Consider the following 24,415-nt stretch of genomic DNA (forward strand, 5'->3'; position numbering starts at 1 on the left):
CCGCCGCCGCGACGGCGGTCGCGGTGCCGGAGCCGAGGCCGCCGACCACCGCGCCGGCCACCACCAGGGGCACGGACCCGGCCAGCGCCGCGCAGCCGTACCCCACCGTGCACAGGATCAGCCCCGCGCGCGCCGGCCGGCACGGGCCGTACGTCTCCACGCGTCCGGCCAGGGCGAAGCCGGCGGAGGCCGAGCTGAGCAGCAGCGCGCTGCCGACGAGCCCGGCCTGGGCCGTGCTGAGGCCGAGGTAGACGGAGAGCCGTCCCACGATGGTGGGGAGGAGGTAGGCGGCGAGGTAACCGGCGGTGAACACGGCGACCAGGGGCCACGCGGCGCGAGGGCGCGAGGACATGGGCGTTCCCTGAGGACATGCCAGGAGAGGCGGCAGGCGGCGAGGGGGGAAATGCGGAAATGAGAGAAGATCGGCGCTTCCGTCGGGTACGTCTCCAACGGTGCTCGCGGGCCAATTTGTATCAAGTGCTCCCGGCTCACCGATAGCCGGTCATGTGTGATCTGGATCACTTTTGTGTTTACGGGTTCCCCGGATGGGTAGCTGCTGATGTTTACGCAGGTCAGCACCCGTGAACACACGCGCGCCGCGCACCCGTACCCGTCCACCACGGCCCCGCATCGGGCACACTGGCCGCAACCGCCACGACCGGGGAGCGCAAGGTGAGCACCGACATCCCAGACATCGACCCGCTCGACGGGCTGCGTGCCCCGCAGGACCCCGACTGCGACGTCTTCCTCACCGGCACGGTCTTCCTCGACATCATCTTCACCGGCCTGGACAGCGCCCCCGTGCGCGGCACCGAGTCCTGGGCCCGCGGCATGGGCTCCAGCCCCGGCGGGGTGGCCAACATGGCCACCGCGCTGGCCCGGCTGGGCCTGCGCACCTCACTGGCCGCCGCCTTCGGCGACGACCACTACGGCGAGTACTGCTGGGACGCGCTCGAACAGGGGGAGGGCATCGACCTGTCCCGCTCCCACACCGTCCCCGGCTGGCACTCCCCGGTGACCGTCTCCATGGCGTACGAGGGCGAGCGGACCATGGTCTCGCACGGCCACGAGGCCCCCGCGCTGCCCACCACCGCCTCGCCCGAGGCCACCGAGGCCCTGCTCACCACCCTGCCCGCCGCCTACCGGGCCGGCGTGGACGAGGTGCTGCTCGCCGCCCTCGTCCTGGCCCTGCGCGGCTGGGGCCTGCGCGACGACGCCGTCACCGTCTCACTGGAGGGCCACGGCCGCGAACACCTCGACCTGGCCCGCACGGTCGGCTGGTTCACCAGCGAGTTCCCCGTCCGCGTCCCCGCGTCCGACGACGTCCGCGACGTCCTGCGCGCCGCCAAGGAGGCCCGCCGCGCCGTCCCGGACGGCGGCATCGGCTACGGCGTCCTGCGCCACCTCGACCCGGAGACGAGCCCCGCGCTCGCGGCGGTCCCGCCGCCCGACGTCCTGCTCAACTACCTGGGCCGGTTCGCCCCGCAGGCCGCCGAGGGCTGGCGGCTGCCCGAGCACGACGCCTTCTCCGTCACCGAACCGGACGCCAAGGCCCTGGAACAGGTACTCGCCCTCAACTGCTTCGTCCACGAGGGCGACGCACCCCGCCTCGCCGTCGAGTGGACCGCCGCCGGCGAGATCCTCGGCGCCGACGCCGTCACCGCCCTCCAGGAGGCCTGGGCCGCCGCCCTGGACGCCCTGGCCGCGCACGCCCTGCACACCGACGGCGGACTCACCCCGTCCGACCTGCCGCTGGTCGACCTCGACCAGGACACCATCGACGCCCTGGAGCGCACCGGCCGCGTCAGCGACGTCCTGCCCGCCACCCCGCTCCAGGTCGGACTCTCCTTCCACACCCTGGTACGGGACGAGACGGACACCGACGTCTACGTCGTCCAGGCCGTCACCACCCTGTCCGGCGCGCTGGAACCGGACCGGATGGAGCGCGCCGCCCGCGAACTGCTGCGCCGCCACCCCGCCCTGCGCGTCCACCTCGCCACCGCCGGGGACGACGTGGTCCAGGTGATACCCGCCGGCACCGCCCTGGAATGGCGGCGCGACGACGACTTCGCCGAGGCCGCCCGCGCCGACCTGGAACGTCCCTTCGACCCGGCCGCGCCCCCGCTCATCCGCTTCCTGCTGTCCCGCGTCGGGCCCGCCGAGCACAAGCTCGTCATCACCAACCACCACGCCCTGCTCGACGGCTGGTCCATGCCGATCGTCGGCCGCACCCTCCTCGCGATCTACGCCGAACTCGGCGGCGGCCCCGCCGCACCCGTCTCCCCGCCGCTCCAGGAGTACTTCCGCTGGCTGGCCGGACGCGACGAGGAGGCATCCCTCGCCGCCTGGCGCGAGGCGCTCGCCGGCGTCGAGGACGCCACCCGGCTGGCACCCGCCGCCACCTCCACCGGCGTCGAACGGCCCGCCCGCGAAACCCTGGAACTGGACCGGGAGTTCAGCAATCGGCTGCGCGCCTTCGCCCGCGACCGCGGCATCACCCTGACCACGGTCCTCCAGACCGCCTGGGGCCTCCTGCTCGGCCGGCTCACCGGCCGCCGCGACGTCGTCTTCGGCTGCCCGGTCTCCGGCCGGCCCGCCGAGGTGGACGGCGTCGAGTCGATGATCGGGCAGCTCGGCACCACCGTCCCGGTCCGCGTCCGGTACGACGCGCACCGCACGGTCACCGAGGTCCTGGCCCAGGTGCACGCCGAGAGCGTCGCCCTCGCCGACCACCACCACGTCGGCCTGCCCGGCATCCAGCGGGCGGCCGGCATCGGCGAACTCTTCGACACCATGCTCGTCATGGAGAACTTCCCGCTCTCCAGCCGCACCCGCACCCCGCTCGCCCCCGGCCTCGACCTCACCGGCGTGGACATCACCGACGCCACCCACTACGCCCTCACCGTCATCGTCATCCCGGGCGACGAGATCACCATCGGCCTCGGCTACCAGCCCCGCGCCTTCGACCGGGACACCGTGCGCGACCACGGCCGCCGGCTGCTCCACCTGCTGCGCGAGATCACCGACGACCCGGACCGGCCCGCGCTCGTGCTGCCCGCCATCGACGCCGACGAACGGGCCCGCGTCCTGCGCACCGGGACCGCGATCGTCCCCGCCCGGGAACGCGGCCACTGGCTGGAGGAGTTCGCCCGCTGGGTCCGCCGCAAGCCCGGTGCCGAGGCCCTGGTCTGCCGGGACCGCAGCCTCACCTACGACGAACTCGACCGGCAGGCCAACCGGCTCGCCCACGCCCTCATCGCCCGCGGCGTCCGGCCCCAGGACCCCGTCGCCGTCCTCGTCGGCCGGGACGTCGAGATGACCGTCGCCCTGTTCGGCGTCGCCAAGGCGGGCGCGGTGTACGTGCCGATGGACGCGGCCTACCCGCGCGACCGGCTGGCGTACATGTTCGACGACATCGCACCGGCGGCCGTGGTGACGACCGGCGCCCCCCTGCCCGTCGACCGCGACCTGCCCGTCCTGCGCCTCGACGACCCGGCCACCCTCGCCTCCGTACCGGACACCGACCCGGCCGGGGCGCGCGCCCGGCTCACCGACGACGCCCTCGCGTACGTCATCTACACCTCGGGCACCACCGGCCGGCCCAAGGGCGTCGGCGTCACCCACCGGGGCGTGCCCGACCTGATCGCCCTCCAGGAGGAGGTCGTCGGCGTCACCGAGCACGACCGCTACCTGCACTTCGCCTCGACCGGCTTCGACGTGGCGTTCTGGCAGACCATGGTGCCGCTGCTGTCCGGCGGGACCTCCGTCATCGCCCCCGAGGAGGTCCGCGTCCCCGGCGACGAACTCCTCGACTACATCGCGGAGCACCGGGTCACCGGGGTGAACCTGCTGCCGTCGTTCCTGGCCGCCATGCCCGACGACCGCACCGTCGACCCCGACGTGTTCTTCGTCGTCGGCGCCGAACGCCTCGACCCGGAACTCGCCCACCGCTGGGGCCGGGGCCGCCGGGCGCTGTTCAACGCCTACGGGCCCACCGAGGTCACCATCAACTCCACCACCTGGCACTACGACCCGGACGACGCCGGACCGCTGCCCATCGGCCGCCCCGACCCCAACGTCCGCGCCTACGTCCTCGACGGCGGACTCCAGCCCGTCGGCGTCGGCGTCACCGGGGAGCTGTACCTCGGCGGCCCCAGCCTGGCCCGCGGCTACCTCGGCCGCCCCGGCCTGACCGCCGGCGCCTTCGTCGCCGACCCCTACGGCCCGCCCGGCACCCGCATGTACCGCACCGGCGACCTGGTGCGCTGGCGCCGCGACGGCCAGCTGGTCTTCCTCGGCCGCGCCGACCACCAGATCAAGGTGCGCGGCTTCCGCGTCGAACTGGGCGAGATCGAGACCGTCCTCACCGGCCACCCGGACGTCCGCGCCTGCGCCGTCGTCCTGCGCGAGGGCCGGCTCGTCGGCTACGTCATCCCCACCGACGGCGCCGACCCCGACCCCGCCGCGGTCCGCGCGTACCTCGCCGAGAGGCTCCCCGACCACATGGTGCCGACCGCGCTCGTCACCCTCGACCGGCTTCCGCTCAGCCCCGGCGGGAAGCTCGACGCCTCCGCGCTGCCGGCCCCCGCCACCGGGTCCGCCGCCCGGCGCGAACCGGCCACCGAGGCGGAGTCGCTGCTGCTCGCCGTGTTCCGGGACGTCCTCGGACGCGACGACATCGGCCCCGACGACAACTTCTTCGACATCGGCGGCGACAGCATCGTCTCCCTCCAACTGGTCTCCCGCGTACGGCGCCAGGGGCTCGGGCTGAGCCCCAAGGACGTGTTCGACGGCGAGACCGTCGCGGGGATCGCCGCCCGTGCCCGCGCCCTGGACGGCGAGGCCGCCCCGGCCGTCGGCGACGCCCCGCTGACCCCGGTCATGCGGGACCTGCTGGACCGCGCGGGCCGGGCCGCCGACGGCTTCTGCCAGTGGGTCGAGATCTGCGTACCGGCCGGCGGCGACGCAACCCGCTGGCGGACCGCGCTCGACGCCCTGCTGGCCCGGCACGACGTGCTGCGCGCCCGTCTCGGCGCCGGGAACGACGTGCTGCACATCCCGCCGGCCGGCGAGGTCACCGGCGCCGACGTCCTGACCCGCGTCCCGGCGGACGGCGACCCGCGCGCCGCCGCCGACGCCGCGATCACGGCGGCCCGGGCGGCGATGGACCCGCGCACCGGCCCCCTGCTGCGCGCGATCTGGGTGGACGCCGGACCGGCCCGGCCCGGCCGGATCGTCCTGCTCGCCCACCACCTGGTGGCCGACGGGGTGTCCTGGCGCATCCTCCTGGACGACCTGCGGCACGCCCACGACGGGGGCGAACTCACCCGGCACGGCCAGTCCTTCCTCGGCTGGGCCCGCACCCTGCGCGACGCCGACCGGCGCCACGAACTCCCGCACTGGCGGCGGATGACGGCCACCGCGCCCCTCGCCGGACCGCTCGACCCCGCCCGGGACACCGTGGACACCGCCGCGCACCACGAGATCCGGATCGGCGCGGACGCCACCCGCGCCCTGATCACGACCCTGCCGGCCGCCCACCGCACCACACCGGACGCCGTACTGCTGACGGCCCTCGCCCGGGCGGTACGCGACTGGCGCGGCACCCCCGACCTGCTCGTCGCCCTGGAGAGCCACGGCCGGCCCCGCGAGGTGGACCTCTCCCAGACCGTGGGCTGGTTCACCGCGGTCCACCCCGTCCGGCTCGCCGCCGGGGACGACGTACCGGCCGTCCGGGAACGGCTGCGCGCCCAGGGCGACGGCCTCGGCCACGGCATCCTCACCGCGGCCGGACTGCTGGACCCGGTCCGGCCGGAGGTCGCCTGGAACTACCTCGGCCGGTATCCCGGCGCCCCGGAGGAGGAGACGCCCTGGCTGCCCGCCCCGGACGCCGACCCGCTCGGCTCCGACGGCTCCGGCCCGATGCCCCTCCCGTATGGCCTCATGGTCAACGCGCTCGTCCGCGACGACGCGCTCGGTGTGCGGATCACCTGGCCGGCCGCGCTGTTCACCGGCACCGAGATCGAGGAGCTGGCGGACCACCTGGAGGCGGCGCTGCTGCGGCTCGCCCAGGAGCCCGGGACCGAGGCGCTCCGGGACCGGCCGGGCGCGGCCGTGCAGCCGCTCGCGCCGCTCCAGGAGGTGATGCTGCGGCACTCGCGCACCGAGCGCCCCGACCCGTACACCGTGCAGTCGGTGTTCTCGCTCGCCGGCCCGCTCGACCCGGAGGCGCTGCGCGGCGCGGGCGACGACCTGCTGGCCCGCCACCCCCACCTGGGCGCGGTGTTCCCCGCTTCGTTCGCGGTCGTCCCGGTCGCGCCCCGGCCGGAGTTCCGCGTCACCGACGCGCCGGCCGGCGAGGTGCTCGCCGCCGACCTGGCCGAGCCCTTCGACCTGGCGCGCGGCCCGCTCTACCGGATCACCGTCGTCCGCAGCGGCCCCGAGCGCGCCGAACTCGTCCTGACCAGCCATCACGCCCTGTCCGACGGCTGGTCGGCCCCGCGCATCCTCGGTGAGCTGTTCGCCCTGTACACCGCGCGCACCGAGCACCGCGCGCCCGACCTGCCGGCTCCCGTCCCGTTCGCCGCCTACCTCGACTGGTGCGCGGAGCACGAACCGGACCTGGACGCCTGGGCGGCCGAACTCGACGGGCTGCCCGAGGGCGACTACCTGGGCGGCGGCGTGAGCGGCCCGGCCTGGCAGGAGCCCGAGGTCATCACGTTCGACGCGGCGCTCGTGGACCGGCTGACCCGGCTCGCCGCCGGACGCGGCCTGACCGCGAACACCCTGGTGCAGGGCGCCTGGGCGGTGCTGCTCGCCCGGCGCTCCGGTCTGCGGGACGTCTGCTTCGGCGCCATGGTCGCCGGCCGGCCCCCGGAGCTGGACGGGGTGGAGGAGATCATCGGCCTGCTGGCCAACACCGTGCCGGTGCGGGCCCGGCTCGACGGCACCCTGGCCGACGTGCTCACCCGGCTGCAGGCCCGCCAGCGCGACCTGGTGGAGCACCACCACGTGGCCCTGGCCGACCTGGAACGGCTCACCGGCCGGCGCAGGCTCTTCGACAGCATGGTGGTGTTCGAGAACTACCCGGTCGACCCGGAGCGGCTGCGCGCCCCCGCCCCCGGGCTGACCGTGCTCGCCACCCGGTTCCGGGAGTCCACCCACCACCCCGCCACGCTGACCGTGATGCCGGAGGGCGACGGCTGGACGGCGGTGCTCGCCCACCGGGCCGGCACGGACACCACCGGGCTCGCGGACCAGCTGGTGGAGCTGCTGCGCACCATGGAGCAGCATCTGGACGCGGACGTGCGCGGCCTCCTGGCGGACCGATGAGCGCGGCGACCGCCCCGCCGGCCGGGCGGGTGGACCGGGACCTGCTGAAGGTCGCGTTCATCCTGGTCCTCGGCACGTTCATGGCCTCGCTCGACGCGACCATCGTCAGCGTCGGACTGGACCGCCTCACCGCGGAGTTCGGCGCGTCCGTCGCCGAGATCCAGTGGGTGACCACGGGCTACCTGCTGGCCGTCGTCGCCGCCGTGCCCGCGTCCGGCTGGCTGGCCGGCCGGTTCGGCGGCCGGCGGGTCTGGCTCGCGGCGGTGGGCGTGTTCCTGCTCGGCTCGGTGCTGTGCGCCGCGGCCTGGTCGGTGACCAGCCTCATCGTGTTCCGGGTCGTCCAGGGGCTCGGCGGCGGGCTGCTGCCGGCGACCGGGCAGGCGCTGCTCGCACGGGTGGCGGGGCCGGGGCGCACCGGCCGGGTCATCAGCATCGTCGCCGTGGTCCCGCTGCTGTCACCGGTCTTCGGGCCGCTGGCGGGCGGCTCCGTGCTGGCGGTGGCGCCGTGGCCGTGGCTGTTCCTGATCAACCTGCCGGTCGGCGCGGCGGCGGTGCTGCTGGCCCGCCGCCATGTGCCGGTGGTGCCCCCGGCGTCCGGGCGCACGCCGTTCGACCTGCGGGGCGCGCTGCTGCTGTCGCCGGGGCTCGCGGTGCTGGTGTACGGGCTGACCGAGGTCGCCCACGGCCGCACGGTCCCGGCGGCGGTGGGCGTGGGGGCGGGTGCGGTGATGCTGGGCGCGTTCACCGTGCACGGGCTGCGCACCCGCGCAACCCCGCTGGTGGATCCGCGGCTGTTCGCCCGGCCGCCGTTCGGGGCCGCCGCGCTGGCGCTGGTGGTGCTGGGGGCTTCGGTGTTCGGGACGATGTTCCTGCTGCCGCTGTACTTCCAGTCGGCCCGGGGCATGTCGGCGTGGGAGGCGGGGCTGCTGCTGGCTCCGCAGGGGCTGGGGGCGGCGGCCGGTTCGGTGCTCGTCAACCGGACCATCAGCAAGGTGGCGCCGAGGACCCTGGTGGTGGCCGGCATCGTGCTGATCCTCGCCGGAACCGCCCCGTTCACCTGGCTGGGCCACGGGGTGCCGGACGCGGTGATCGTCTCGGCGCTGGTGGTGCGGGGCTTCGGGATGTCGATGATCGGCGCGCCCGTGATGAACATCGTCTACAGCCGCATCGGGCCGGAGCAGCTGCCGCGGGCGGCCGGTGCGCTCAACCTGCTGAACACGGTGGGCGGTTCGGTGGGTACGGCGGCCCTGGCGGTGGTCCTGGAGAGCCGGCTGTCGGACCGGGGGGCGGAGGTGTCCGCGGCGTTCGGCGACACCTTCTGGTGGGTGCTCGGGTTCTGCCTGTTCGCCGCGGCGGCCGCGACGCGCCTGCCCCGTACCGCGCCCAGGGGGGGGTGGGCGGGCCGCGGGGGGGGGGGGGGGGGCGGCCGTGGGTCCGGCCGCCCCGCCCCCCTCGCGCGGTTCAGGGACGGCTGGTCAGATAGCCGCCCATGGAGGTGAAGTACTCCGTCGCGGGCAGTTCGCGGCCGTCCTCGGTGCGGACGCGGGTGATGGCCAGTCCCCGGTTGCGGCCGGTGCGGGCGTCGGCGCCCGCGACGATGACGACGCCGTCGCCCTCGCGGTAGAAGACGCGGCCGGGCGTTCCGCCGTAACGCCCTTCGGAGACGACGCTCGCCAGCACCTCGATCCGCTTGCCCCGGTGGAAGGTGAAGGCGCTCGGGTACGGGGCCGACTGGGCGCGCACCAGGCGTTCCAGGTCCTCGGCGGGCCAGTTCCAGTCGATCCGGATGTCCTCCTGCGACCGCTTGTGGAAGAAGGTGGCCTGCGAGCGGTCCTGGGGGGTGAACTCCGTCTGCCCGTCGGCGATCAGGGCGAGGGCCTTGGTGGTGACGGGGGCGATCAGATCGACGGTCTTGTGGAAGAGGTCGGTCGCGGTGTCCTTCGGGCCGACCGGGACCGACTCCTGCCGGACGATGTCGCCGGCGTCGAGTTCGTCGTTCATCATGTGCGCGGTGACGCCCACTTCGCTCTCGCCGTTGATGAGGGCCCAGATCAGCGGCGAGAAGCCCGCGTACTTGGGCAGCAGCGAGTCGTGGATGTTGAGGGTGCCCCGGCGGGGGAGCGTGAAGACGCGCGGCGGGATCCACGTACGCCAGTTGTTGGCGACGATGACGTCCGGGTCGGCGGCCCGCAGCGCCTCGAACAGCTCCTCGTCGTCGGGGCGGTTGCGGATGAGGACGGGGACGCCGTGCTCCTCGGCGAGGTCGGCGACGGAGTCGCTCCAGATCTTCTCGTAGGCGTGCTCGCTCTTGGGGTGCGTGACGACCAGCACCACGTCGTGCTCGGAGTCCAGCAGGGCTTGCAGGGTGCGATGCCCCCAGGTCTGGTAACCGAACATGACGACCCGCATGGGGTTCCTCCTCGACGTAGAGACAGAGCCGGACAAGTAAAGCAAGCCTTACCTTATCTCGCAACGGGCGCATGCGACGCGCCAGTTGGGGCGGCTGTTCGCCGCGTCTGTCCGAAACGCGCCTGTCGACAGCGTTGACGTATTAGCTTAGGCTCACCTAAGTTCATCGGGCCGCTGCTTCGGCGTGCCCCTTTCCTCGCCCGTTTCCCCACATCCGACAGGCGGCTTCCCCGCACGATGGGAGTGACATGTCACAGGCTCGTCCTGGCGACGCAGCACCGGTCCACGACCTCATTGGCATCGGCTTCGGGCCGTCCAACGTGGCCATGGCGATCGCGATCAGCGAGCACAACGCGCGCTGCGGGACGCGAGAAGCGGTGACGGCCCAGTTCTTCGAGCAGCAACCCGCCTTCGGCTGGCACCGCGGCATGCTCATCGACGACGCCACCATGCAGGTCTCCTTCCTCAAGGACCTGGTGACGCTCCGCAACCCCGCCAGCGAGTACAGCTTCCTCTGCTTCCTGCAGAGCAAGGGACGCCTGATCGACTTCATCAACCACAAGAACCTCTTCCCGCTCCGGGTCGAGTTCCACGAGTACTTCGAGTGGGCCGCCTCCCGCGTCGACGACCTGGTCTCCTACGACCACGAGGTCGTCGGCGTCGCCCCCGTCCTGCGCGACGGCGTCGTCGAGCACCTGGACGTGACGGTGCGTTCGGGGGAGGGCCTCACCGTCCACCGCGCCCGCAACCTCGTCATCGGTACGGGGCTGCGCCCCCGGCTGCCGGAGGGCGTCGAACGCGGCGACCGGGTCTGGCACACCTCCGAACTCCTCAACCGGGCCGGCGAACTGGAGGGCACCTCGCCCTCCCGCTTCGTCGTCGTGGGTGCCGGCCAGAGCGCCGCCGAGAACGTCGCCTACCTGCACCGCACCTTCCCGGACGCCGAGATCTGCGCGGTGTTCTCGCGCTACGGCTACAGCCCGGCCGACGACAGCTCCTTCGCCAACAAGATCTTCGACCCGGACGCGGTGGACGAGTACTTCGCCGCCCCCGACGACGTCAAGCGCCGGCTGATGGACTACCACGGCAACACCAACTACTCCGTGGTCGACATCGACCTGATCGACGACCTGTACCGCCAGGTGTACCGTGAGAAGGTGCTCGGCACCGAACGGCTGCGCTTCCTCAACGTCTCCCGGCTCACCGACGTCAAGGAGACCCCGGACAGGGTCCGCGCCACCGTGACATCCCTCGTCACCGGCGAGGAGACCCTGCTCGACGCCGACGTCGTCGTCCTCGCCACCGGCTACAGCCCGGCCGACCCGCTCCGCCTCCTCGGCGAGGTCGCCGACCTCTGCCTGCGCGACGAGGAGGGCCGCGTACGCGTCGAACGCGACTACCGCCTCACCACGGACGCCTCGCTGCGCACCGGCATCTACCTCCAGGGCGGCACCGAGCACACGCACGGCATCACGTCGTCCCTGCTGTCCAACACCGCGATCCGGGTCGGCGACATACTCGAGTCGGTCCTCGCCCGCGGCGGCGCCACGATCGCCGAGGCCCCGCGCTCCGTCGCCGAGACGCCCTGACCGCGACCGCCCCCTTTCCACCCCCTTCGCCCGGAGGCCCGTATGAGCACCAACCCGTTCGACGACCCCGAAGGCCGCTTCCTCGTCCTGGTCAACGACGAGGGACAGCACTCCCTGTGGCCGTCCTTCGCCGACGTACCGGCCGGCTGGAGCGTGGCCTTCGACGAGAACACCCGGGACGCGTGCCTGGAGTACGTGGAGAGCCACTGGACCGACCTGCGCCCCCGGTCCCTCGCCGCGTCGATGGACGCCTGACCCGGCGCCCGGCGCGCCCCATGGCGAAGCCCGCCGGTGGAGTCCGCTCCACCGGCGGGCTTCGCCGCGGCCGGATCAGCCGATCTCGATGAGCAGATCGCCCGCCTCGACCTGCTGCACCCGGCCGATGGCCAGCCGGCGCACCACCCCGGCCGACTGGGCGGTGATCGACGCCTCCATCTTCATCGCCTCGATGGTGGCCACCGTCTGACCCGCCGACACCGACGCGCCCTCCTCCACCTGGAGCGTCACCACCCCGGCGAACGGCGCCGCCACATGGCCCGGGTTCGCACGGTCCGCCTTCTCCGCCGCCTTCACCTCGGTCGCCACCGACCGGTCCCGCACCGACACCGGCCGCAACTGCCCGTTGAGCGTCGCGAGCACGCTGCGGAAGCCGCGCTCGTCCGCCTCGGAGATCGCCTCCAGCTCGATCAGCAGCGTCACACCCGGTTCCAGCGTCACCGGGTGCTCGGTCTCCGGTTCGAGGCCGTACAGGAAGTCCGCGGTCGGCAGCACCGACGTGTCGCCGTACGCCTCCCGGTGCGCCAGGAACTCCTTGGTCGGACCGGGGAACAACAGCCGGTTCAGCGTCGCACGCGGAGACTCGCGCAGCGCCTCGCGGTCCTCCGGCGACAACTCCGCCGTCTGCGCCTTCTCGGGGCGGCCCTGGAGTGCCCGCGTGCGGAACGGCTCGGGCCAGCCGCCGGGCGGGTCGCCCAGCTCACCGCGCAGGAACCCGATCACCGAGTCCGGCACGTCGAACTTGCCGGGGTCCGACTCGAAGTCCTCGGCCCCCACGCCCGCCCCCACCAGGTGCAGCGCCAGGTCCCCGACCACCTTCGACGACGGCGTCACCTTCACCAGCCGGCCCAGCATGCGGTCGGCCGCCGCGTAGCAGTCCTCGATCAGCTCGAAACGGTCCCCGAGCCCCAGCGCGATGGCCTGCTGCCGCAGATTCGACAGCTGTCCGCCCGGGATCTCGTGGTGGTAGATCCGGCCGGTCGGCGAGGCGAGCCCCGACTCGAAGGGGGCGTACACCTTGCGCGTCGCCTCCCAGTACGGCTCCAGGTCACCGACCGCCTGCAGGGAGAGCCCCGTCGCCCGCTCGGTGTGGTCGGTCGCGGCCACCAGCGCGGACAGCGGCGGCTGGCTGGTGGTGCCGGCCATCGACGCCACGGCCGCGTCCACCGCGTCCACCCCGGCGTCGATCGCCGCCATCAGCGTGGCCAGCTGCCCGCCCGCCGTGTCGTGGGTGTGCAGGTGCACCGGCAGGTCGAACCGCTCCCGCAGCGCCGTCACCAGGGTGCGCGCGGCCGGCGGACGCAGCAGCCCGGCCATGTCCTTGATGGCGAGCACATGCGCGCCCGCCTCCACGATCTGCTCCGCCAGCCGCAGGTAGTAGTCCAGCGTGTACAGCGTCTCGCCCGGATTCGACAGGTCGGCGGTGTAGCACAGCGCCACCTCCGCGAGCGAGGTGCCGGTGGCGCGCACCGCGTCGATCGCCGGACGCATCTGCGACACGTCGTTGAGGGCGTCGAAGATCCGGAAGATGTCCATCCCGGCCGACGCGGCCTCGGACACGAACGCCTCGGTCACCTCGGTCGGGTAGGGGGTGTAGCCGACCGTGTTGCGGCCACGCAGCAGCATCTGCGTACAGATGTTGGGCACCGCCTCGCGGAGCTTGACCAGCCGCTCCCACGGGTCCTCGGCGAGGAAGCGCAGCGCCACGTCGTAGGTGGCGCCGCCCCAGCACTCCAGGCTCAGCAACTGCGGCACGGTGTGCGCGACATGCGGGGCGACCGCCAGCAGGTCGCGGGTGCGCACCCGGGTGGCCAGCAGCGACTGGTGGGCGTCGCGGAACGTGGTGTCGGTGACGGCCACCGCCGACTGCGCCCGCAACTCGGCGGCGAACGCCTCCGGACCCAGCGCGGCCAGCCGCTGCCGGGAACCGGGCGGCGGCGTCCCCGGCGGCAGCGCGGGCAGCTTGTCCGCCGGGTCGATGACCGAAGGGCGCGGCCCGTAGGGGCGGTTGACGGTGGTCTCCGCCAGGTAGCTGAGCATGCGGCTGCCCCGGTCCGCCGACGGGCGGGCCCGGATCAGCTCCGGATGGGCGTCGATGAAACCGGTCGTGACCCGCCCCGCCCGGAACTCCGGATGGTCCAGCACCGCGCCCAGGAACGGCAGGTTGGTCGCCACCCCGCGGATGCGGAACTCGGCGATCGCCCGGCGCGCCCGGCGGGCCGCGTTGGCGAAGTCGTGCCCGTGGCAGGTGAGCTTGACCAGCATCGAGTCGAAGTGCGCCGACACCTCGGCGCCCGTGTGGACGGTCCCGCCGTCCAGCCGGACGCCCGGACCGCCGGGGGAGCGGTACGCGGAGATGGTGCCGGTGTCCGGACGGAAGCCGTTGACCGGGTCCTCCGTCGTGATGCGGCACTGCATCGCGGTCCCGGTCAGGGTGATGTCCTCCTGGGACAGCCGCAGTTCGGGCAGCGTCATACCGGCCGCGATGCGCAGCTGGGCGATGACCAGGTCGCGCCCGGTGACCTGCTCCGTCACCGTGTGCTCGACCTGGATGCGCGGGTTCATCTCGATGAAGACGTGGTTGCCGCGCTCGTCCACCAGGAACTCGACGGTGCCCGCGTTCACGTACCCGATGTGCCGGGCGAAGGAGACCGCGTCGGCACAGATCCGGTCCCGCAGCTCCGGGTCCAGATTCGGGGCCGGCGCGATCTCCACGACCTTCTGGTGGCGCCGCTGGAGCGAGCAGTCCCGCTCGTAGAGGTGCACCACGTTGCCCTCGGCGTCGGCCAGGATCTGCACCTCGATGTGGCGCGGGTTGATCACCGCCTGCTCCAGGAACACCGTCGCGTCCCCGAACGCCGACCGCGCCTCGCGCATCGCGGCGTCGATCGCCTCCCGCAGCTCCGCCGGCTCCGCGACCCGGCGCATCCCGCGCCCGCCGCCGCCGGCCACCGCCTTCACGAAGACCGGGAAGCCGATCTCCTCCGAGGCCGCGACCAGCGCGTCCACGTCCTCGGACGGCTCCGACGACCTCAGCACCGGCACCCCGGCCTCGCGGGCCGCCGCCACCGCGCGCGACTTGTTACCGGTCAGGTTCAGCACCGACGCGGGCGGCCCCACGAAGGTGATGCCCGCCTCCGCGCACGCCGCCGCCAGGTCCGGGTTCTCCGACAGGAAGCCGTAACCGGGGTAGATGGCGTCCGCCCCGGCCCTGCGGGCCGCCTTCACCACCTCGTCCACCGACAGATACGCGCGCACCGGATGGCCCGGCTCACCGATCCGGTACGCCTCGTCCGCCTTCGCCCGGTGCAGGGAGTTGCGGTCCTCGTGCGGATACACGGCCACCGTGGAGATGCCGAGCTCGAACGCCGCGCGGAACGCGCGGATCGCGATCTCCCCGCGGTTGGCGACCAATACCTTGTCGAACATCAAACTCCCCAGTCGTGTCGCGAGGGCGTCAGGGACGGGCGCACGGCAGCGGGCACACGTGTCCTCGGAGGCCGTACGGCGGGCGATGCGCTCCGTGACCCTCCGGGTCCGGAGTGTTCGACACCGTACCGGAGACTTCCCCGGAGATCGCGAGCGCAAAAGATGGCTTGCGTCACGTCCCGAAAACCTCCCTCCACCGCACCCCTCCACCGGACGTTTTGCCGCTCCCCGGCCGCCGGGCCATGCTGGTGGGCATGGCCGACCACGCCGGCCCCGGGCCCGTCACCGCCGTCCGGTCCGCCCTCCGCCTGCTGGAGGCCGCCGGGGAGCACGGGAACGGGGCGACCGCGCAGCAACTGGCCCGCGAGACGGGGCTTGCCCCGGACGCGGTGCGCGAACTGCTGCCCCCACTGGTCGGCGACGGGTTTCTGGCGCAGCGCGACGACCACACCTTCGTCCTGGCGGACACCCCGGCCGACACCGCCGCCGGCACCGCCACGCCCGCCGTGTGCGGGCCGGACGACGGCGCCGGGCCGGACGACGGCGCCGGGGCGGACCCGTACGGGCTCGCCCGGGTCCGGCCCCTCCTCGCCGCCCTGCGCAACGAGCTGGACGCCGCCGCCTACCTCACGCTCTACGTGGACGGCGAGATCCGGGTCATGGAGATCGTCGACGGGGTGCGCACCCCGCGCGTGGACCTGTGGGTCGGGCTGGACGAGGCCGGGCACGCCACGGCCCTCGGCAAGAGCGTCCTGCGCGAACTGGACGAGGAGGCCCGCGCCGACTACTTCTCCCGGCACAAGCTGACCGGGCTCACCCCGCGCACCATCACCCGCGAGGACGAGCTGGTCAGCCGGCTCGACGGATCGCCCGAGCCGGTCGTCATGGACCGCGAGGAGTACGTGCGCGGCACCACCTGCGTGGCGGTGCCCGTCTACCGGGGCGAGCAGGTGGGCTCCCTCGGTATCTCCTTCCGGTCGGACCGCATGTACCGCAGCTCGCGGGTCCGCGCGGACCTCCTCTCGGCCGCCGTGCGCGTCTCCCGAGGGCTCACCCTGCCCCGCTGACGCAGACGCGGGTCAGGTCCGTCAGTCCAGCCGGGTCAGGTCCGGGCGCAGCCGCTGCCACACCGGGTGCCGCAGCCGCCCGGCCGCCGTCCACTGCGACGCGCTGACCTCCGCGACCAGGCGCGGCTCCACCCAGTGCGCCCCGGCCACATCGACCGGGCCCGCGAACGGTGACGACGGGCGGGCGATCACCCTCAGGTACTCCCTCAGCTCACTCAGCTCCCGGTCCGACATCCCCGACCCCACCGCGCCCGCGTACCGCAGCCCCGCCGGGGCGTCCACCCCGACCAGCACCGCCCCCGGCACCCCTGCGGGAGCGTTGCCGCGCTGGGTCCAGCCGCCGATGACCACGTCCAGCGTCTCGACCCGCTTCGTCTTGCGCCAGTCGGGTGAGCGGACCCCCGGCAGGTACGGCGAGGTGAGCCGCTTGGCGACCACGCCCTCCAGGCCGCCGCGCACCACGGTCTCCCACGCCTTCGCCCCGCTCCCGCGCACGTACGAGGGCACCGACCAGTGCGGCCCCGCCGGGAGCAGCCCGGCCAGGACCGCGCGGCGCTCCTCGTAGCCCAGGGCGGTCAGCGTCCGGCCGTCCAGGTACATCACGTCGAAGACCACCAGATGGGCGGGCTGGTCCAGGGCGAGCCGGGCCGCGCGGCGGGCGTTCATGACGCCCATCCGGCGCTGGAGCAGCCCGAAGTCGGACCGCCCCGACGCGTCCAGGGCCACGATCTCGCCGTCCAGGACCGCCCTGCGGCCGCGCAGCACCTCGGCGAGGGCGTGCAGCTCGGGATAGGTGGGCGTGACGTCGTTGCGGGCCCGCGAGGTCAGCCGCAGCGTCCCGTCGCCCGGCGTCGAGACGACGCAGCGGGCGCCGTCCCACTTGGCCTCGAAGGCCCACCCGGTGTCCGGTACGGGCAGGGGGCCCGGCACGGCCAGCATCGGTGCGATCGACGGAAGCGCCCCGGAGGCGTCCGCGGGGGTGAGGGCCATGGCCCCATGATCGAGCGGCCGGCCGGTGCCCGCAGTCCGGGAGCGGGCCGCTCAGCCCGGCGACTCGTCCGGCACCGGATGCTCCGGGTGCACCCCGGCGTTGCGGGCGCTGCCGTGCCCCGACCCGGACTCGTCGGGGTCGGGCATCTCCTCGTCGTCGTCCTGCCCGGCGCCCGGAGGGTGCGGCACGTCCATCGGGTCCTCGCCCTCCTGGACCTGCTGGTCGGGCGGGTCCGCCGGAATCGGCGGGGGGCTCGGGGACGCGCCCCCGTGGACGGGGCCTTCCGGTCTGCGGTCGGTCATCGGGTTCCTCCGTCGTCGTCCCCGCGGGCGGGCCGCGGGGCATCGGTCGCCTCGCCCGGCCGGGTACCCGCGACGCGCCGGCCAACTCATTGTGGGGCGGTCGGCACCGCACGGCATGTTCGCGGGGACGGGGGGACGGGGGGACCGGCGGCTCAGTCCCGGCGGGCCAGCAGGAACATCTGCGGCTCGGGGACGGCCGCCGGGACGGCGGGCACGAACATGGTGCTCGTGCGCGAGAGCACGGTGAACCCGGCGTCCTCGACCAGCGCCGTGAACGCGTCCTCGCCGAAGCTGGTCACCTCGACCGGCTGGCCCATGAACGTCCCGCTCACCCCCTCCACGTCCAGCGGCACCGTCGCCACGGCCAGATGCCCGCCCGGCCGCAGCACCCGCCCGGCCAGGCGCAGCACCTCCGCCTGCTCCGGGCGCGTCATCTGCAACAGCGTGAAGTACATGCACACCGCGTCGAACGCCCCGTCCTCCAGGGTCAGTTCGCGGATGTCCGCGCAGTGGAACTCGGCCGCCGGGACCTGGCGCGCCGCGATGTCCACCATCACCGGGGAGACGTCCACGCCCAGCACCTCGTGCCCGGCGTCCACCAGGGTCTGGGCGGTGGGCCGGCCCGTGCCGCTGCCCACGTCCAGCACCCGGCCGTGCGGCGGCATGACCTCCAGGAGCTGTTCCAGCGAGGCGCGGTGCGCGGCCGAACCGGCGAACGCCTCCTCGTAGTCGGTACCCAGCGCGTCGAACACCGCCGCCGCGTCGCGAGGCTGTCCCGCTGCCATGGCAGACCCCTTCCTGCTCCGGTCCTGTTCCGGTGCACCCCCACTTCTACTGCACGGGGCACACCGCCGGTGGGAAGACGCCCCAGCCCGTCAGCGGCCGCCCGAGACCCGCAGGACCGTGCCCGTCGCGTACGAGGCGTCCGGCGAGAGCAGCCACGCCACGGCGCCCGCGATCTCCTCCGGCTCGCCGGGGCGGCCCAGCGGGGTGCCGGGGCCCAACCGGTCCGGGCGCGCGGGGTCCGCGTGGAAGTCCGTGCGGATGACGCCGGGCGCCACCGCGTTGACGCGGATGCCGGCCGGACCGACCTCCTTGGACAGGCCCACGGTCATCGTGTCCACGGCCCCCTTGGCGGCGGCGTAGTGCACGTACTCGCCGGGGCTGCCCAGCGTGGCGGCGGCCGAGGACACGTTGACGATCGCCCCGCCACCGGTCCGCGTCATGTCGCGCACCGCCCGCCGGGCGCAGAGCAGGTAACCGAGGACGTTGACCTCCAGGGCGCGCCGCATCCCCGCCGCGTCGGCGTCGGCCAGCGGGCCGACCGGGCCGCTCATGCCGGCGTTGTTGACCAGGCCGGTGACCGGGCCCAGCTCGGCCGCCGCGGTGTCGAAGAGGCGGTCCACGTCCGTCTCGTCGGCCGTGTCCGCCCGCACCACCGCACAGCGCCGGCCCGTCGCGCGCACCGCGTCGGCGACCGCCTCCGCCGCCGCCCCGTCCGACCGGTAGGCCAGCGCGATGTCGTGGCCCTCGGCCGCCAGCCGTACACAGACCGCCGCACCGATGCCCCGGCTGCCTCCGGTGACCACCGTGACCGGCCGACCGCTCATGACGGGCCCCTCATCTCTCGTCGTACACGCGTGCGGGGCCATCGTAGGCAGGGACGACCGGGCGTCGGCGCACACGTCGGTGGACCGTCACCCACTCATGGAAGAGTGACGGTCCACCGGTCCATGCGTCCCCGTCGTCACACGGGGAAACCGCCGCTCCCCAGCAGCTCCGGCCGCTCGCAGCGCTCGCGCAGCAGGCGGGCCTTCTCCCGGAGGCGGACGCGCTGCTCCGGGTCGCGGGTGCGTTCGGCGGCCTCGGCCAGATGCCGGGCCGTCTCGCGCAGCTGAGCGGCCCCGTACACCTCTCGTACAACGCTCATCGTCACTCCTCGGGGACGGTGGGGGAGAGCGGGTCACTCCAGGGAAGCAGCGAGCCGTCACCCACGCACCACGAACCCTCACCGTGTGTGAGGTGTGCAGGTGGGGGCGGGGTGGCCGGGACCGGGCCGGAGCGCTGGCATGATCGAGGGTATGAACGAGCGCATGATCGCCGCGTGTGACGGGGCGTCCAAGGGCAATCCCGGACCCGCCGCCTGGGCCTATGTGGTGGCCGACGCCGAGGGCCGGCCCCGGCGGTGGGAGGCGGGCCCGCTGGGCACCGCCACCAACAACGTCGCCGAGCTGACCGCCCTGCGTGAACTCCTGGAGTCGGTCGGCCCGGAGGTGGCACTCGAGGTCCGGATGGACTCGCAGTACGCGATGAACGCGGTCACCAAGTGGCTGCCCGGCTGGAAGCGCAACGGCTGGAAGACGTCGGCCGGCAAACCCGTCGCCAACCGCGACCTGGTGACCCGCATCGACGAACTGCTCGGCGGCCGGGCGGTGACCTTCGTCTACGTACCGGCCCACCAGGTGGACGGAGACCCGCTCAACGCGCTCGCCGACCAGGCCGCCAGCGAGGTGGCCGTCAGCCAGAGCGCGGCCGGCACCTCGCAGGGCTCGCCCACACCCGTCCCCGCGCCCTCCCGCGCCACCGAGGGGCGGCGGACCGGCGCGGCGGCGGCGAAGAAGTCCGGCGGCACGGCCCGCAGGGCGGGCGGCGCCACCATCCGGGCCAAGTTCGCGGGCCGCTGCCACTGCGGCAGGCCGTACGCCGCCCAGGACATGATCGCGAAGAACGACCACGGCTGGGGCCACCCGGAGTGCCGCACGGTCTCCGTCTGACCGTCTCCGCCCGGCCGGCCCGCCGGGTGGGGTGATCCACCCGCGCCAAGGGCCGCTCCGTGCCATGATGCGGCTCCGGGACGCGGCGGGGGAGCCGCCGACACGCTGGGGGGCGTATGGAAGGCACGACGACGGTGCTGGGCCGGCTGCGCGGAGCGCAGAAGACGGCCAAGGGGGTGTCGCTCTACTCGCGGTACGTGAACCGCCCGGCCGGCCGGGTCCTCGCGGCCGCCGCCTACCGGCTGGGCATGACACCCAATCAGGTCACGCTGGTGAGCGCCGCGTTCACCTTCACGGCCGTCGCGGGCGTGGCCCTGGCGCGCCCCGGTCCCGGGACGGCGGTGCTGGTCTACCTCGGGCTCGCCGCCGGCTTCGCGCTCGACTCGGCCGACGGGCAGCTGGCCCGGCTCACCGGCCGGGGCGGGCCCGACGGGGAGTGGCTGGACCACGTGGTGGACTGCGCCAAGATGATCCTCGTCCACACCGCCGTGCTCATCGCCTTTTACCGCTTCTTCGCGCTGCCCGGCGACGGCTGGCTGCTGCTGCCCCTCGGCTTCCTGTTCGTCGCCGTGCTCACGTTCTGCGCGGGGCTGTTGCGCGAGCAGCTCGGCAAGGCGGCCGCCCGCGGCACGGCGGGTACGCCCGCAGCCGGACCGCCGTCCCGGCTGCGGGCGGTGGCGCTGCTGCCCGCCGACTACGGGGTGTTCTGCCTGGTGTTCCTGCTGCTGGGCGACGAGACGGTGTTCCGGATGGGATACGCCGCACTCGCCGCCGTGCACGCGCTGTTCCTCGTCCTGTTCCTCGGCAAGTGGTTCAGGGAGCTGAAAGCGCTCCGGGCGCACTGACCAGGGTGTCCAGCACCCGGCGCAACTGGGTGCTGGAGGTGTGCACGGTGTACGGGAAGTACACCACCTCCACCCCCACCTCGGCGAAGTCGCGTTCGAGCTTCCTGCCCTTGTCGGTGTCCCGCCAGTCGTCCCCCTTGAAGATGACGTCGAACCTCACCTGCTGCCAGGTCTCGACCTTCTCCGGGACGGTCTCGACGAACGCGGCGTCCACGTACCGCACGCTCCGCACGATCTCCAGCCGCTCCGGCAGCGGGATCACCGGCCGGTGCCCCTTGGCGAGGGTGGCCATCTCGTCGGAGACGACCCCCGCCACCAGGTAGTCGCACTGGCTGCGCGCATGCCGAAGAATATTGAGGTGTCCCACATGGAACAGGTCGTAGACCCCCGGCGCGTAACCGACCCTGTGCACCATCCGTTCTCTCCCCCCACGGTGAACGTGATGTCCGGTAGTCCAACGACCTTACTGTGAAGACCACTTGCTCATCTCATGAACGGATAAGCTCGCTTTTGGGGCCGTTCCCCGACGGGAACACCGGTGGCTCCGGGGGGAAGGAAACGAGCGCCCGATGGCGGACGAAGAGCACCACAGACCGTTCGAACACCGCAGCCTGCTGGTGGTCTCCACGAACTACGCGCCGGAGCTGACCGGCATCGGCCCGTACGCCGCCCAGCTCGCCGAGCACTGGGCCGCCTCCGGTGCCGACACCCACGTCCTGGCCGGCATGCCGCACTACCCGGCCTGGCGGACCGACCCCGCCTACCGGAGGACATGGCGCACCGAGGAACACCGCGCGGGCGTCACCGTCCACCGCAGACGGCACTACGTACCACCCCGGCAGAGCGCGTTACGCAGAGCCGCCTTCGAGGCGAGCATCCTGGCGCACGGCCTCCTCGCACCCCCCGCCGTGCGGCCCGACGCGGTGGTCTCCCAGATGCCCAGCCTCGCCGGCGGGGTCATCGGGGCCCGCATCGCCCGCCGCCACCGGGTGCCCTACATCCCCGTCGTCCAGGACCTGATGGGCGCCGCCGCCGCGCAGAGCGGCATCCGGGGCGGCGACCGGGCGGCGGCCCTCGCCGCGCGGGCCGAGCGGTTCGCACTGCGCTCCGCCACCCTCGTCGGCGTCATCCACGAAAGCTTCGCCGCCCGCGTCGCCGCCTACGGCGTGGACCCCGGCCGCATCCGCACCGTTCCCAACTGGAGCCATGTGCGCGCCCCTTCGGCCGACCGCGCCGCGACCCGGGCCAGGCTCGGCTGGCGCGAGGACACCCCCGTCCTCCTGCACTCCGGCAACATGGGGCTCAAACAGGGCCTGGAGGTCCTGGTGGACGCCGCCCGGCTCGCCCCCGAGATCCGCATCGTCCTGATGGGCGACGGCAACCAGCGCGACGCCCTGCGCGCCCGCGCCGCCGGACTGCCCAACCTGGACTTCCTGCCGCCCGCGGACGCCGACGAGTTCACCGACATCCTCGCCGCCGCCGACGTCCTCGCCGTCACCCAGCGGGCCTCGGTCCTCAACATGAGCGTGCCCTCCAAACTCACCTCCTACTTCGTGTCCGGCCGCCCCGTCGTCGCCTCCGTCGCCGAGGAGGGCGGCACCGCCGAGGAGGTACGCCGCTCCGGCGCCGGACTCCTCGTCGCGCCCGAGGACCCGGCCGCCGTGCTCGGCGCCGTCCGCAAACTCGTCGAGTCACCGGCCGAGGCCGACGCGCTCGGCGCCGGCGGACCGCGCTACGTGGCACGCCATCTGGGGCGGGACGCCGCGCTCGCCCGCTTCGACGCCCTGCTCACCGAGGCCCTGCAGGACGACCGGGAGGGACCGCACCGATGACCGAACCGATCCGCGCGCTGGACGAGCACGACGAGCCCGCCCTGCTGCGGGACCAGTTCCGCCAGCTCCTGCGCTACCGGACCCTCCTGGTCACCGGAGTGGCCCTGGGCCTCCTCGGCAGCGGCTGGCTCGCCCTGAGCGGCGAGGACACCTATGCCGCCACCGGCGAGGTCTCCGTGCGCTCCGCCACCTCCGACCCCTTCGCCGCCGGCGCCTCCGCCGACAAGGGCATCAACATCGGCTCCGAACGCCAGACCGCCGTCAGCGACGTCGTCGGCACCATCGCCGCCGGCAGCCTCGCCAAACACGGCGACACCGTCGAGGTCGGCGCACTGCTCTCCGGCCTCCAGGTCACCAACCCGCCCAACACCCTCGTCCTCAAGTTCGCCTACACCGGCCGCACCCCCGAACAGGCCAGGACCAGGGCCCAGGCCCTCGCCGAGGCCTACCTCGAAGTACGCCGCGAGCGCACCGAGGACAGCATCGACAACATGATCGACGGCTACCGCGGCCAGCTGAAACCGCTCACCGAACAGCGCGACCGGCTCGCCGAGCAGGAGAGCGCCACCGTCGGCGGCGACGTCACCAGCGCCCGCGCCAACCTCATCGTCGCCATCTCCGGACTCAACCAGAAGATCTCCGAACTGCGCGCCCTCGACACCACACCCGGCTACCTCAACAAGAAGCCCGTCGCCCCCACCCACCCCGCCGGAGCCGGACTGCCGCTGCTCCTCGGACTCGGCGGCGTCGTCGGACTCGCCCTCGGCCTGCTGATGTCATGGGTGCGCCTCGTCTTCGACCCGGCCGTCCGCTCCACCAGGGAACTCGTCCGCTCCCTCGGCGCCCCGCTCCTCGGCACCCTGCCCCGGGAACGCGGCGCCGCCCATGCCCTGCTCGCCATCGGCCGCCCCGGCAGCCGGCTCGCCGAGGAGTACCGGGCGATCGCCTTCCGGCTCGCCTACGACCCCTCCTTCGCCGAACGCCGCCGCCTCCTGGTCACCGCGCCGCGCGGCGACAACGACATGGCCCGCGCCGCCGCCGCCAACCTCGCCGCCGCCTTCGCCGAGATGGGCCGCGACGTGCTGCTGGTCGAGGCCGATCTGCGCACCCCCTCCCTGGCCGCCGACCTCGGCGCGGTCCACCCCGGCCGGGGCCCCCGCTGGGCGGGCGGCAACGAGGAACGCACCTGGCCCTGCGACAGCCGCGCCAACGTGGACGTCCCCGGCTCGGGCGCCTTCACCCTGGTCGCCGGCCGCCCCACCGACAACGTGCCGCGCGCCCTGACCTCCGCCCCCGTCAGCCGGATGCTCGCCGAGGGCGGCAGGCCCGGCGCGGTCGTCATCGTGCTCGCCCCGCCCGTCCTGTCCTACGCCGACGCCGTCGCCCTCGTGGACCGCGTCGAGGGCGTCGTCATCGTCTGCCGGGCCCGCGAGGTGCACCGCAGCGACCTGGAACGCATCCGCGAGATCATCGGCGCGGCCGGCGGCTCCGTCCTCGGCGCGGTCCTGCACCCCGGGCACGGCCGGCTGGAGCGGCGGGCCCGCCCCCAGGCCCCGCAGGCCCCCGACC

The 24,415-nt window shown here is 73.9% G+C and carries 17 protein-coding genes and 1 pseudogene; 9 read left to right on the top strand and 9 right to left on the bottom strand.

Features of this window, described 5'->3' with window-relative positions; genetic code table 11:
- Positions 1–352 (bottom strand): annotated as a pseudogene (locus MHW47_RS14205) (MFS transporter); the annotation flags it as partial.
- Between the two features lie 320 nt (positions 353–672).
- On the opposite strand from MHW47_RS14205, the gene MHW47_RS14215 reads away from it, so the two are divergent.
- Both MHW47_RS14215 and MHW47_RS14220 read left to right on the top strand, forming a co-directional pair.
- Positions 673–7,332, top strand: a complete 6,660-nt coding sequence (locus MHW47_RS14215) for a non-ribosomal peptide synthetase (protein ID WP_308381605.1) — start codon at positions 673–675, stop codon at positions 7,330–7,332.
- The gene (locus MHW47_RS14220; protein WP_239223423.1) at positions 7,329–8,831 is read left to right on the top strand and encodes an MDR family MFS transporter; all 1,503 of its coding nucleotides are present in this window, start codon (positions 7,329–7,331) and stop codon (positions 8,829–8,831) included. The genes MHW47_RS14215 and MHW47_RS14220 overlap by 4 nt, the downstream gene beginning before the upstream one ends.
- On the opposite strand, the gene MHW47_RS14225 is transcribed toward MHW47_RS14220, so the two are convergent.
- The gene (locus tag MHW47_RS14225; protein ID WP_239223424.1) at positions 8,794–9,741 is read right to left on the bottom strand and encodes a methionyl-tRNA formyltransferase; all 948 of its coding nucleotides are present in this window, start codon (positions 9,739–9,741) and stop codon (positions 8,794–8,796) included. The genes MHW47_RS14220 and MHW47_RS14225 overlap by 38 nt on opposite strands.
- A gap of 248 nt (positions 9,742–9,989) precedes the next feature.
- Here MHW47_RS14225 and MHW47_RS14230 point away from each other — a divergent pair, with 248 nt between their 5' ends.
- Entirely contained in the window at positions 9,990–11,330 is a 1,341-nt protein-coding gene (locus MHW47_RS14230) for a lysine N(6)-hydroxylase/L-ornithine N(5)-oxygenase family protein (protein WP_239223425.1), read from the top strand.
- A gap of 42 nt (positions 11,331–11,372) precedes the next feature.
- Complete coding sequence (locus MHW47_RS14235) at positions 11,373–11,585, top strand: MbtH family protein (protein ID WP_239223426.1); 213 nt, start codon at positions 11,373–11,375, stop codon at positions 11,583–11,585.
- 75 nt (positions 11,586–11,660) lie between these two features.
- Here the strand turns inward: MHW47_RS14235 and MHW47_RS14240 are convergent, their stop codons facing one another.
- Positions 11,661–15,035, bottom strand: coding sequence for a pyruvate carboxylase (locus MHW47_RS14240; RefSeq protein WP_239223427.1), 3,375 nt, complete (start codon positions 15,033–15,035; stop codon positions 11,661–11,663).
- 254 nt (positions 15,036–15,289) lie between these two features.
- Between MHW47_RS14240 and MHW47_RS14245 the strand changes: the two genes are divergently transcribed.
- Complete coding sequence (locus MHW47_RS14245) at positions 15,290–16,102, top strand: IclR family transcriptional regulator (RefSeq protein WP_239223428.1); 813 nt, start codon at positions 15,290–15,292, stop codon at positions 16,100–16,102.
- Positions 16,103–16,123: 21 nt separating this feature from the next.
- Here the strand turns inward: MHW47_RS14245 and ligD are convergent, their stop codons facing one another.
- From ligD to MHW47_RS14270, 5 genes are all read right to left on the bottom strand, one after another.
- The gene (gene ligD / locus MHW47_RS14250) at positions 16,124–17,092 is read right to left on the bottom strand and encodes a non-homologous end-joining DNA ligase (protein ID WP_239223429.1); all 969 of its coding nucleotides are present in this window, start codon (positions 17,090–17,092) and stop codon (positions 16,124–16,126) included.
- A 51-nt stretch (positions 17,093–17,143) separates the two neighbouring features.
- Positions 17,144–17,395 carry a hypothetical protein gene (locus MHW47_RS14255; protein ID WP_239223430.1) on the bottom strand — a complete coding sequence of 84 codons (252 nt, stop codon included), beginning with the start codon at positions 17,393–17,395 and terminating at the stop codon, positions 17,144–17,146.
- A 152-nt stretch (positions 17,396–17,547) separates the two neighbouring features.
- Positions 17,548–18,180 carry a class I SAM-dependent methyltransferase gene (locus MHW47_RS14260; RefSeq protein ID WP_239223431.1) on the bottom strand — a complete coding sequence of 211 codons (633 nt, stop codon included), beginning with the start codon at positions 18,178–18,180 and terminating at the stop codon, positions 17,548–17,550.
- A 90-nt stretch (positions 18,181–18,270) separates the two neighbouring features.
- Positions 18,271–19,005 (bottom strand): SDR family NAD(P)-dependent oxidoreductase, encoded by a 735-nt coding sequence (locus tag MHW47_RS14265; protein ID WP_239223432.1) that lies wholly within the window; start codon positions 19,003–19,005, stop codon positions 18,271–18,273.
- A gap of 137 nt (positions 19,006–19,142) precedes the next feature.
- Positions 19,143–19,325, bottom strand: coding sequence for a DUF6381 family protein (locus MHW47_RS14270; RefSeq protein ID WP_239223433.1), 183 nt, complete (start codon positions 19,323–19,325; stop codon positions 19,143–19,145).
- A 151-nt stretch (positions 19,326–19,476) separates the two neighbouring features.
- Here MHW47_RS14270 and MHW47_RS14275 point away from each other — a divergent pair, with 151 nt between their 5' ends.
- A complete protein-coding gene (locus tag MHW47_RS14275; protein WP_239223434.1) occupies positions 19,477–20,169 on the top strand; it encodes a ribonuclease H in 693 nt (230 codons plus the stop codon).
- A gap of 116 nt (positions 20,170–20,285) precedes the next feature.
- Positions 20,286–21,014 (top strand): CDP-alcohol phosphatidyltransferase family protein, encoded by a 729-nt coding sequence (locus tag MHW47_RS14280; RefSeq protein WP_239223435.1) that lies wholly within the window; start codon positions 20,286–20,288, stop codon positions 21,012–21,014.
- Here the strand turns inward: MHW47_RS14280 and MHW47_RS14285 are convergent.
- Positions 20,983–21,429: an adenylyltransferase/cytidyltransferase family protein gene (locus tag MHW47_RS14285; protein ID WP_239223436.1), complete on the bottom strand. Its 447-nt coding sequence runs from the start codon at positions 21,427–21,429 to the stop codon at positions 20,983–20,985. The genes MHW47_RS14280 and MHW47_RS14285 overlap by 32 nt on opposite strands.
- A 154-nt stretch (positions 21,430–21,583) precedes the next feature.
- On the opposite strand from MHW47_RS14285, the gene MHW47_RS14290 reads away from it, so the two are divergent.
- Together MHW47_RS14290 and MHW47_RS14295 are read left to right on the top strand one after the other, a co-directional pair.
- Positions 21,584–22,846 (top strand): glycosyltransferase, encoded by a 1,263-nt coding sequence (locus MHW47_RS14290; RefSeq protein WP_239223437.1) that lies wholly within the window; start codon positions 21,584–21,586, stop codon positions 22,844–22,846.
- The coding region (locus MHW47_RS14295) for a lipopolysaccharide biosynthesis protein (RefSeq protein ID WP_239223438.1) at positions 22,843–24,415 on the top strand (1,573 nt) is incomplete at its 3' end. The genes MHW47_RS14290 and MHW47_RS14295, both read left to right, overlap by 4 nt.

The sequence above is a fragment of the Streptomyces sp. OfavH-34-F genome (assembly GCF_022347745.1).
Classification (GTDB): domain Bacteria; phylum Actinomycetota; class Actinomycetes; order Streptomycetales; family Streptomycetaceae; genus Streptomyces.

Excerpts from the sequence above, each read along its gene's own strand:
- MHW47_RS14220 (WP_239223423.1), top strand. The coding sequence starts at position 7,329 with ATGAGCGCGGCGACCGCCCCGCCGGCCGGGCGGGTGGACCGGGACCTG.
- MHW47_RS14225 (WP_239223424.1), bottom strand. The coding sequence starts at position 9,741 with ATGCGGGTCGTCATGTTCGGTTACCAGACCTGGGGGCATCGCACCCTG.
- MHW47_RS14230 (WP_239223425.1), top strand. The coding sequence starts at position 9,990 with ATGTCACAGGCTCGTCCTGGCGACGCAGCACCGGTCCACGACCTCATT.
- MHW47_RS14235 (WP_239223426.1), top strand. The coding sequence starts at position 11,373 with ATGAGCACCAACCCGTTCGACGACCCCGAAGGCCGCTTCCTCGTCCTG.
- MHW47_RS14240 (WP_239223427.1), bottom strand. The coding sequence starts at position 15,035 with ATGTTCGACAAGGTATTGGTCGCCAACCGCGGGGAGATCGCGATCCGC.
- MHW47_RS14245 (WP_239223428.1), top strand. The coding sequence starts at position 15,290 with ATGGCCGACCACGCCGGCCCCGGGCCCGTCACCGCCGTCCGGTCCGCC.
- ligD (WP_239223429.1), bottom strand. The coding sequence starts at position 17,092 with ATGGCCCTCACCCCCGCGGACGCCTCCGGGGCGCTTCCGTCGATCGCA.
- MHW47_RS14255 (WP_239223430.1), bottom strand. The coding sequence starts at position 17,395 with ATGACCGACCGCAGACCGGAAGGCCCCGTCCACGGGGGCGCGTCCCCG.
- MHW47_RS14260 (WP_239223431.1), bottom strand. The coding sequence starts at position 18,180 with ATGGCAGCGGGACAGCCTCGCGACGCGGCGGCGGTGTTCGACGCGCTG.
- MHW47_RS14265 (WP_239223432.1), bottom strand. The coding sequence starts at position 19,005 with ATGAGCGGTCGGCCGGTCACGGTGGTCACCGGAGGCAGCCGGGGCATC.
- MHW47_RS14270 (WP_239223433.1), bottom strand. The coding sequence starts at position 19,325 with ATGAGCGTTGTACGAGAGGTGTACGGGGCCGCTCAGCTGCGCGAGACG.
- MHW47_RS14275 (WP_239223434.1), top strand. The coding sequence starts at position 19,477 with ATGAACGAGCGCATGATCGCCGCGTGTGACGGGGCGTCCAAGGGCAAT.
- MHW47_RS14280 (WP_239223435.1), top strand. The coding sequence starts at position 20,286 with ATGGAAGGCACGACGACGGTGCTGGGCCGGCTGCGCGGAGCGCAGAAG.
- MHW47_RS14285 (WP_239223436.1), bottom strand. The coding sequence starts at position 21,429 with ATGGTGCACAGGGTCGGTTACGCGCCGGGGGTCTACGACCTGTTCCAT.
- MHW47_RS14290 (WP_239223437.1), top strand. The coding sequence starts at position 21,584 with ATGGCGGACGAAGAGCACCACAGACCGTTCGAACACCGCAGCCTGCTG.